Annotated in this window: 8 protein-coding genes; 5 read left to right on the top strand and 3 right to left on the bottom strand. The window is 46.8% G+C overall.

The window, feature by feature from the left end:
- The coding region (locus B3Z75_RS10720; protein ID WP_294071430.1) for an ATP-binding protein at positions 1 to 1,110 on the top strand (1,110 nt) is incomplete at its 5' end.
- A 152-nt stretch (positions 1,111 to 1,262) separates the two neighbouring features.
- On the opposite strand, the gene B3Z75_RS10725 is transcribed toward B3Z75_RS10720, so the two are convergent.
- The 3 genes from B3Z75_RS10725 to B3Z75_RS10735 form a co-directional block, all read right to left on the bottom strand.
- Positions 1,263 to 1,679, bottom strand: coding sequence for a protein-export chaperone SecB (locus B3Z75_RS10725; RefSeq protein ID WP_294071433.1), 417 nt, complete (start codon positions 1,677 to 1,679; stop codon positions 1,263 to 1,265).
- Between the two features lie 2 nt (positions 1,680 to 1,681).
- On the bottom strand, positions 1,682 to 2,152 hold the full coding sequence (locus B3Z75_RS10730; RefSeq protein ID WP_294071436.1) for a hypothetical protein: 471 nt from the start codon (positions 2,150 to 2,152) through the stop codon (positions 1,682 to 1,684).
- 550 nt (positions 2,153 to 2,702) lie between these two features.
- Complete coding sequence (locus tag B3Z75_RS10735) at positions 2,703 to 3,146, bottom strand: hypothetical protein (RefSeq protein WP_294071439.1); 444 nt, start codon at positions 3,144 to 3,146, stop codon at positions 2,703 to 2,705.
- A gap of 251 nt (positions 3,147 to 3,397) precedes the next feature.
- Here B3Z75_RS10735 and B3Z75_RS10740 point away from each other — a divergent pair, with 251 nt between their 5' ends.
- The 4 genes from B3Z75_RS10740 to B3Z75_RS10755 form a co-directional block, all read left to right on the top strand.
- Positions 3,398 to 3,901: an RNA polymerase sigma-70 factor gene (locus B3Z75_RS10740; RefSeq protein WP_294071451.1), complete on the top strand. Its 504-nt coding sequence runs from the start codon at positions 3,398 to 3,400 to the stop codon at positions 3,899 to 3,901.
- A 58-nt stretch (positions 3,902 to 3,959) separates the two neighbouring features.
- A complete protein-coding gene (locus tag B3Z75_RS10745; RefSeq protein ID WP_294071442.1) occupies positions 3,960 to 5,045 on the top strand; it encodes a FecR family protein in 1,086 nt (361 codons plus the stop codon).
- 133 nt (positions 5,046 to 5,178) lie between these two features.
- Positions 5,179 to 8,667 carry a SusC/RagA family TonB-linked outer membrane protein gene (locus B3Z75_RS10750; RefSeq protein ID WP_294071445.1) on the top strand — a complete coding sequence of 1,163 codons (3,489 nt, stop codon included), beginning with the start codon at positions 5,179 to 5,181 and terminating at the stop codon, positions 8,665 to 8,667.
- A 13-nt stretch (positions 8,668 to 8,680) separates the two neighbouring features.
- The coding region (locus tag B3Z75_RS10755) for a RagB/SusD family nutrient uptake outer membrane protein (protein WP_294071449.1) at positions 8,681 to 9,996 on the top strand (1,316 nt) is incomplete at its 3' end.

Consider the following 9,996-nt stretch of genomic DNA (forward strand, 5'->3'; position numbering starts at 1 on the left):
GATGAACAGGTGCCTGTAATCATGTCGATTGATCCCAAAATGCTATTGGTGGGAGAAACTCCTCGCTTACTGGATGAATGGCAGGAACAACCGAAATTATGGAATTATGTGCGTCATGAAGTAGACGACAGAAAGCAAAAAGGACAATTTATTCTCACCGGGTCGGCAAATCCCGACGAAGAGGGAAGACTGCATAGCGGATCGGGGCGTTTTACAATCGTAGAAATGCAGACAATGTCGTGGCGGGAGATGGGTTATTCGACGGGAGCGGTGAGTATGTCAGGATTATTGCGTGGAGATCGTATCTCTTTTTCGCAGAATGAAATTTCCCTTGAAGTAATCATTGAAAGAATGATGAAGGGAGGCTGGCCCGCCCTCATTGGTGTTCCTCTCGAAGAGGCCCTGTTATTGAACAGGGGGTATGTGGATTTGTTGGCAGATATCGATATGAGCAGGGTTTCAAACAAGAGAAGAGACCCGGGGAAAGTACGAATGCTGCTTCGCTCAATCGCACGAAATGTGTCTACATTGGTGGATAATACCACGTTGGCTAAAGATATGAAAACAGTGGAAGATGCTGATTTATCACGGCCGACGATCATTGATTATCTGGATACATTGTCACGATTGATGATTTTTGAAGAACAACCCGCATTTAATCTGCATATACGATCTGCAAATTCGTTGCGGAAATCTCCAAAGCGGCATTTTTGTGATGTCTCCCTGGCTATAGCCGCGCTTAGATTAACCAAAGAGGCGCTATTGAAAGATCTGAAATATTGTGGGTTCTTGTTTGAATCGCTCGTTTATCATGATTTAAAAATGTACGCAAGGGCCAATGATGCAGAAGTCTCACATTATCGCGACTCAGCCGGTTTGGAAATTGATGCCATAGTCAGGCAAAATAGCGGTGCTTGGGCTGCTTTTGAAGTGAAATTGGGTGTGGGGATGCATGATGAGGCAGCCAGCAATTTGTTGAAATTAAACGAAGTGGTTGATAAGGATAAATCATCGGGTCCGACTTCTTTAAACATCATCACAGGTACTGGAATGAGTTATACACGGCCAGATGGTGTCAACGTGATTTCTATTGCTTCATTGGGAGAATAGTGGAGTTGCAACAGGTATTACGGAGTCATTGATTTGAAGTACAAAATCGATTTCTGCCAGATGCTCCTGTTTGGGTTTCTACAAAATTGTCATTTGGCGCTGAGGTAGTATTATAAGTATGCGCCCGCCCGGCAATGATGGAGGAGTTGAAGCTATTTATTGTAAGCGGTAAAGTTCGCCGGCGGTAACAGGATAATGCCAACTCCTGCTTTTACTGACAGGCTGGTCAGATGTTCTCTAATATAGGGATATATAATAGCAGCACCATTTACGTTACCAAAATTTTCAAGATCGATTACCGATTCCCCAGTTTTTTCGAATACACCAATCATTTTAATGGTAGCTGATATTTGTTTTTCTTCGTTTAAGATTTGAGAGAAATGGAGCGTTTGTATGACAGATACGATGTTTTTTTCTGCATTTACAGTTACTTCCCCTTCAATTCGAATGTCATGTGTGATTGAAGGGTCGTCAAATACAACATTCGGTACCCTTTTAAAATCGCTCTCCAGTAAAAGGATATTATGTATCCTGAAGCCGGATTCCATATCTTTGTTATCATTTCCCATTTCTAAGATGCTTTTGGCAAATTTGTAAATTGCCCAATATCAGTGAGTCCATTTATTGGATTGTTACTAAAGTGATGATTGATATCGGTTGAAATGGTGATGTCATGGATAGTTACTGAATTTACAAAACTTGATATTTCTAAATTCGTCTCTTCAATTATAATACTTTTTGTGGATGAGATACAAGGCATGTCAAAATGAAGTCCCTTTAGTTCAAAGTCAATATTCTCTAATCCAACAAGGGCATCATCCGATATGAAACCAATATTTTCGTGTGGAAATTGATCTACAAACTCATCAAACATTTTACTCTCCCACGCGATATATCTTTCACTCAAATAATATACTTCATTAGGCACGACTTCCACAAAATGTGTATCTGAAAGTTTATCATGTTCGTACCGAACGCGGGTTTCAGGGAAATCGTGAATAAAGGATTGTAATTTTGAAATGATAAATTCGTTAGGTGTCATTTGCGTAAATACTTTTTTAGTACCGATCTTAAAGTGTTTGATAGCTGTATAGAGTTTAAGCTTTCGCTGTATAGAAATGCTTTATCATCATAATCAGCGGAACTTCTCAATCTTTTAAGCTGCATTATATTTGAATTAATAACACGGAAATCGCTTGAATTGTTCCCTTTAATGTACAGTTGAATCTCATTTATGAGGATATCGTGGGATCCTTTTCTTTCAGCTCTTTTATTTTTTGAATGATCAGTAATAAATTTTAAGTCTGAGTCAGTTTTACCCATCTTATAGAACCAGATATGTCTGAATAACTGATAACAGCTGTAGTACGAACAATGTGCTACAGATGGATAATGTGCCTTATCGTGAAGTAATCTTGCTGAATCATAGTTTATCTCAGACTTATTCTCTAACTCGCTCATTTTATGGACTGCAAAGGTAACATTTTTTTATGAGTTTCAAAAATAGACATAAGATTCTATCGTGGCAATTTTATCTGCCATTTTAACATGGTAAGTATTCGGTTATGCTTGCGTTTGATTCATAAGTGAAGCTATTTCTTTCGTGTCATCTGCATCCAGACGGTTTCATTTTTGGAGTTCTTAAACGTGATGTCGTCGGCTTTAAATGGATAGCTGGCAATTGTTCCGGTGATTACCTCTTTATCCTCATTAATGGATGTAAGGGTAACGGTGGGATAGTTGAAGCTGTGTGAATATTTAGCGCTGGTTTCGACTGTCCCATTTCTTTGAAGTGTGTAAGTGCACTCCTTAGAGGTGAACTCTATTTTCATGGTATAACCAAATAACGAGTGACTCTCCCACAAGGTCCAATTTATAAAGGCACCGGGCTGTGACAAATCGGTTAACATGTTGGGGTTTGGCCGGGAAGCTCCTAGATTATCTTCTTCTTCGTTGTCGTTGCTGCATCCAATGAAGGTAAGCCCGCCTATCACAAGGAGTAAAACCATAAAGATCCAGGAGCATTTATTTTTCATGATATTCGTTTTTTGTTTACGTTGTGTTGCCGTTTTATCTTCTAGCCTCTTTTCTCGTTTTAATCATGGGAAGGTTTTACTAACTAACCACATATCGTTTGCAAATGTAGGATAATTTAATGAAAACGAGCAGGACTCGTGCAGTTTTTTTATCTATTGGAATTACTAACTTAACCGGGACATAGCGTTAAGCATGCAATCTCGATTATTTTAGGTAATTTTGTTCTGCAAATTGGTATTGCGTGTCATCCATGGTGAGAGGGAAGAAAAGTAAAGAAAATGAGTTCGGGAAAATTTTCACGGAAAATTATTCCCGGCTTTATTATTATGCCCTCTCTTATGTTCGTGACAGCGAGACTTGTAGGGATATTGTGGGCGATGTGTTTGAGTCGGCCTGGGATGATTACGACAGGCTGGCCGTGAAGGGGGAGCTGACGCCCTACCTCTACTCGAGCGTGGGCAACAGGTGCATTGATTATCTCAGGCGCCAGGCCATCGAGGACAAATATAGAGAGATTCAACTAAAAGCAGCGGAGGGGCATGCCTTTTTTCCGAATACGGAGATGGATGAACGGTTGGAGAGGGTTGCCGGGGTGATTGAACGTATGCCATCAAGAACACGGTTTGTGCTGGAGGAGTGCTTCTTTAACAACAAGAAGTACAGGGAGGTGGCCGAGGTGCTGGAGATTACGACCGATGGTGTGAAAAAACATATTATGAAAGCTTTAAAAATGTTACGCGATGAATTTTTATGAGCTTTTATGTACCCGAAATGGGGGGGTAAACGTGTTGTATATACGAGAACAATAGTATATGGATGATCTGAATCAAAATATGGAGAAGCTTGAGGAGGAGATCGCGGATAGCGCTGACTTGCTGAGAATGAGCGCAGAGGTGTTTGCCCGGCAGAAGTTCCCTGCTCCGGAGGTGGAGAAGGAATGGGTCCGGTTTGCGAACAGAAAAATAACGGCGGAGAGAAAAAGAGGGCCGGTTTTTCTCTGGAGCTTCGGGGCCGGCGTGGCTGCCTGTGCCATGGTGGTCCTTTTGCTGAATATCCGGTTGTTTCAGGTGCCGGCGGAAGAGGGGGTTGCAAACGGGGAGACGGTTGTTTTTGAGGCGATCGACAACGTTGAGGGGATTACGCTGTCGTCGGAGAGTGGAGTGGTGCATAGGATAGGGGGTGTGGAGTCTGATAGCATCCTGGCAATGGGGGGCATCGAGGTGGACGAAAACAGCATCGACTTACGGCATACCACGAAGGAGGAAATGCAGACTTTGACGATACCAAGGGGGAAGAGCTTCAAGGTGGTGCTGGCCGATGGCACGGAGGTTTGGCTCAATGCCGAGAGCAGGTTGTACTATCCTTCGCAATTCAGGAACAGCGAGCGGGTGGTTTTCCTGGAGGGGGAGGCTTACTTTAAGGTGAGCAGGGATGAAAAACGACCGTTTGTGGTGAATACGGGGGAGCTGCGGACGCACGTGCTGGGAACGCAGTTTAATGTGAAGTCCTACTCGGGCAATCCTCAGCATATTACATTAGTGGAGGGGAGTGTGCGGGTGAATCATCTTTCTACAAACGAGGGAGTCTACTTGAAGCCGGGACAGGATGTCTGTCTAAACCCGGAGGGTGGTTTTGTGCTGGAAGAGGTGGATACCTATGGAATTACCCAGTGGAAAGAGGGGTATTTTTATTTTAATAATGTGGCGCTTGGCGACATTGTGAAAGATATCGGACGTTGGTATAACGTGGATATCTCCTTTGTGAATCCTTCAATTTCAAAATATCATCTGCATTTTGTGGCGGATAGAAATGCGGGCCTGCAGCATGTTTTGGATAACCTGAACAGGCTGCAAAAAGTTCGCGCTTCCTTCGTCGATAATCGAATTGTCATCCAGTAGCATTCGTTGTGCCGCACGAGGTTAATATCTGTTAACAGGGTACCCATTCCTGTTACGAATTCGTGTATTATTTCGTGTGTAGCACGTTTTTTATTATTTTACGGTATACAATACAATCTTATCGAAACAAAACATGAGCAAATTATTCAATTCTGAAGTAAGTGGGGTTCACTGGATTTACTTACTGATAGCGTTTTTGGGGATCAATTTTTCGTTGTCGGCGCAAACCGAAAGAAAAATTTCGATCGAGTGTAAGCAGGAACCATTATCGTCGGCGCTGATCAAGCTGCAGAGGGCGTCGGACTACAAGGTTCTTTTCACGTATGAAGATGTGCAGGGCTTCAACGTGACGGTTTCGGAAAAAAATAAAACAGCGGGGGAAATGATGCCTCTTTTGCTGAAGGGAACGCCGCTTACCTACAAGATTGAGGGTAAGTACATCACGGTGTTGCCCGGGAAGGTACAGGGCAAACCCAGAAAGCAAAAGGAGATAACCGGGAAGGTGACGGACGAGATGAATCAACCGCTTCCGGGCGCTGCCGTGTATGTGGCGGGCTCTCAGACAGGCACCGTGACCGATGTGGATGGAAATTTTACGATTGTGGTTCCCGAGGAGAATTCTTTTTTGGAGTTTTCGTTTATCGGGATGGAGACCGTGACGCTGTCGGCCGCACAAAAGGAGGTGATGAACGTGACACTGAAAGAGTCGGCCAAGATGCTGGCGGAGCTCGTTGTGACGGGGTACCAGACCTTGCCGAAGGAGAGGTCGACCGGAGCTTTTGCCAAGGTGGACTCGAGGGACCTGGAGATTAAGCGTATTGATAATCTGGGTGCTGTCCTGGAAGGACAGTTTGCCGGATATGTGGATGGCTACATTCGGGGTGTGACCAGCATGAACTCTCCGACGTCTCCCCTGGTGGTGATCGATGGTTTCCCGGTGGAGAATTCGAGCATTAACCGGTCGGGGGAACTGAAGGAGAATATGCCGGAGATGAATCCGGAGGATATTGAGAGCATCACGATACTGAAAGATGCGGCGGCGGCATCGATCTACGGTGCGCGGGCGGCAAACGGGGTGATCGTGATTACCACGAAGAAGGCGAAACAGGGGAAAACGGATATTAACTTTTCGTCCACGTTGACGGTTCAGCCCTATGCCTACTATGTGGGGAATTTGACGAACGCGGCCGACGTGATCGAGATGCAGCGCGATTGGGTGAAGACCTCGAACCTGCTCCAGGGGGGCGAAGTGGCATCGCAAGTGGCTGCCCGCATCAGAGACGGGGGGAAATACTCCAAAGGGGTTGACCTGTTACTGGATATGTATACCCAAAAAGTGGGGATGGACGAAGGAAACAGGATGCTCGACAACCTGGCCGGACTGGGATATCAGTATTACGACCAGGTGGCGGAGTATGCGAAACGCAATCCTTTGTACCAGCAGTATAACCTGCGGGTGGCAAAGGCGAGCGACAGGAATTCGTTTAACTTCTCCACTTCCTACTGGAACAACAAGTATGCCGACGTGAACTCGAAGGATTCGAAGCTGGGAATCAACATTACAAATTCCATGAAGGTGACCGACTGGCTGACGTTCGACCTGGGGGTGTATATCAAACACGGAAAGGAAAATGGCCAGTCGTACAACATGTACAACCCGGGATTCTCGATCATGCCGTACGACGCGCTGGTAGCGCCGGACGGGAGCCACGTGCCGGCAATCACGCAAAATACGTCGAACAGGAACGACCTTATTGAGGAGTATGGCTTGTATGACGAGACCATCACGCCAATGGATGAGTTGAATTATAACCTGACCGAAACAACGTCGTTCGAGACGCGTACCTATGCCAACCTTAAAATGGATCTCACTTCCTGGCTGAATTACAACATCATGTTCCAGAACGAGCGCTCGGAACATAAAGGGGAGTACTTTAAGGAGATTCAATCTCAGAGCATGCGCTCTTTCGTGAATAACTTTGTTACGGGTACACCGGGTGCGCTGACCTATAATTTGCCAAACGGGGATAGTTTCGCAACCGAGAATAACGAAGCGTCGGCCTACGTGTTCCGCCATCAGCTGAACCTGAACAGGTCGTTCGGCGATAAGCACGAGCTTGCCTGGATTGGGGGACAGGAGATTCGGCACAGACTGCTGAAACATCAGGCGAACACGTTTTATGGGTATGACCCGCAAACATTGACCTGGGGCACGTACAACGAGCAGGATCTGTCGAGCTACTTCTACGGGATACTGGGCTATGCTCCGTTTAATCCGGACAACAGCCGCTATATGCGGGAGGACCTGGATCGTTTTGTGTCGTTGTACTCCAACGCTTCCTATACGTTCGACAGGAGGTACGTGCTCTCGGGAAGCCTTCGCTGGGACCGCTCAAATCTGTGGGCGACCGGGTCGAAGTATCAGAAGAAACCGATCTGGTCTACCGGCTTGAGCTGGAACATTGACCGGGAGAACTTCTTCGACGTGGACGGGATTGATATGCTGAAGTTGCGGGCCACGCACGGTATTGGCGGCAATATCGGGAATTCTTCTTCTCCCTATCTGATTGCCACCTACTTTACTTCCTATCAGTTTGGCGGGCTGGCAGGCCTTGTTCAGTCTCCGCCGAATGCGGACCTTCGCTGGGAGAAAACGACCACGACGAACGTGGGGGTCGATTTTGCATTGTTTGGCAACCGGCTGTCGGGATCGGTGGATTATTACAACAAATATAGCGCGGACCTGCTTGCAGATACTCCATTGAGCGCGACGCAGGGGTTTGGCTACGGCACCATGTTGGTGAATAACGGCGAGATGGTTAACCGGGGGGTTGAGCTGGCGCTGAACGGGGAACTGATAAAGAGCCGCGATTTCAGCTGGAACGCCTCGCTCTTGTATGCCTTGAATAAGAACGAAGTGAAAAAACTGCAAAGCACCACCGAGTCGGCGAACATGCTGATCAGTTTTCCCACAACGTATGCCAGAATCGGGAAACCGCTCTATGGATTGTATGCGTTTAAGTGGGCCGGGCTGAACGCGGAGGGGGACCCTCAGATTTATAACGTGGAGGGGGAACCGGTGTCCTCGAGAGTGGATACAAGCAAGGAGATGGTATATGCCGGCACTTCCATTCCGGTACAAAGCGGTACGTTTACCAACAGACTGCGTTACAAGGATTTCGAGTTTTCTGCCATGCTCACGTTTGCCCTGGGACATAAACTGAGGGGAACGGATATTCCGACAATAAGCATGACCGACGGGCTGATAAATAGTACCTACAAGAGCATCAATGACCGATGGAGAAGCCCGGGCGACGAAGCCAGGACCGATGTGCCCCGCCTGCTGTTCTCGAATCAGACGGATGTGTACAACTCCTACCGCACAACGCTCTACGCTTATTCGGATTTGTTTATTTACGATGCTTCGAACATTCGCATCCGGAATATTTCGTTTGCATACCGTGTTCCGCAAAAGTGGTGCAAGAGGGCATCCTTGTCGGGCGCAAGAGTGCAGTTTAATGTGGAGAACCTTTCCACCATCGCGTTCGACAGCAGAGCACGATATAACCTGAGAGCATACGACAGGCCCAATTACGTATGGGGATTATACTTGAACTTTTAATAGCGGAGACAACATGAATAAAATAGTGGTTTATACAAGATTAATAGCATTGTCGATCGTAGCATTGCTGCTTTCATCCTGCACGGAGTATCTGAACGAAATACCCAAAGGGCAGGCAATACCGGTTACCTGGGACGACTTTAACAACTTCCTGAAAAACGAGTATTTCGATGGGTATAACAGCGAAATGGGACAGGTGTATGTGTTGATGAACGACGTGTACAGGAGCCCGACGCAGCTGAATACAAAGCTGACGCACGCAAATTACAACTGGGATGAGTCGATAAACCGGGCCGACGAAAATACAAACGATTACTATTTGTATACGAACAACTATTCGGGTGTGTTCTATGCCAATCTCATTATTGAGGAAGCAGACAAGATGACGGAATGCACCGAGGAGCAACGGCGGATGATCAAGGCGCAGGCGCACATGTTAAGGGCGATGTTCTATTTCCACGTGGCCAATTATCATGCGGATCAGTACAGTCCTTCCACGCTGGATAAACCGTCCATTCCCCTGGTGACCTCTTCGAGCGTGGAGGCACCCTCTCCCCAGGTAACGATCGGGGAGTTGTATGATTTTATTCTTGACGACCTGCATGCATCGCTGGAGCATCTTCCCCTTGAGGGAGAAACCTATCACCATCCGACCAAAGTGGCAGGATATGGAATGCTTGCCAGGGTGTATCTTTCGATGAGTGATTACGAAAACGCATTAAAATATGCGGACCTGGCACTGGGCATGAACGATGCGCTGTTCGACTGGATTGCGTATTACGAAGCCGACGCAGCCCGCTATGCGGAGCCGGCTCCGGGGTTCCCCTCGTCGAGTTACAGTACGAAGTGCAAGCCGATGGCCAAAACGAATCCGGAGAATTATATCTTCCGTTATGGCTCCGCCTTGGACTGGAGCGGTATCAGCGGCAAAAGCATGGGCATTCCGCTGCATCGCGCAGCACGTTTTGAGGAGGGCGACGCCCGTTTGCGTACTCACTGGAAGAGACGCTATTATGCCAGCACGAACGAGGATTTGTATTTCGGCATCCATGGCGAAATGATGAACGTGGGGGGCATTACCTCGCCCGAGATGTATTACATCAAGGCCGAGTGCCTGGCGCGTAAAGGGGGGGCAAGCAATATCAATGCGGCCATGGACTTGTTGAACACGGTGCGTAAGACACGTATTTTTCCCGAGTTTTATGCGGATGCTACTGCATCGACGACCAAAGAGGCGGTGAATAAGATTATTGACGAGAAGGCAAACGAGTATATCCAGACGATGATTCCGTTCTGGGATCTTCGCAGGCTGAACAAGGATCCGGAGTA

Source organism: Proteiniphilum sp. UBA1028, assembly GCF_002316955.1.
Lineage (GTDB): Bacteria > Bacteroidota > Bacteroidia > Bacteroidales > Dysgonomonadaceae > Proteiniphilum.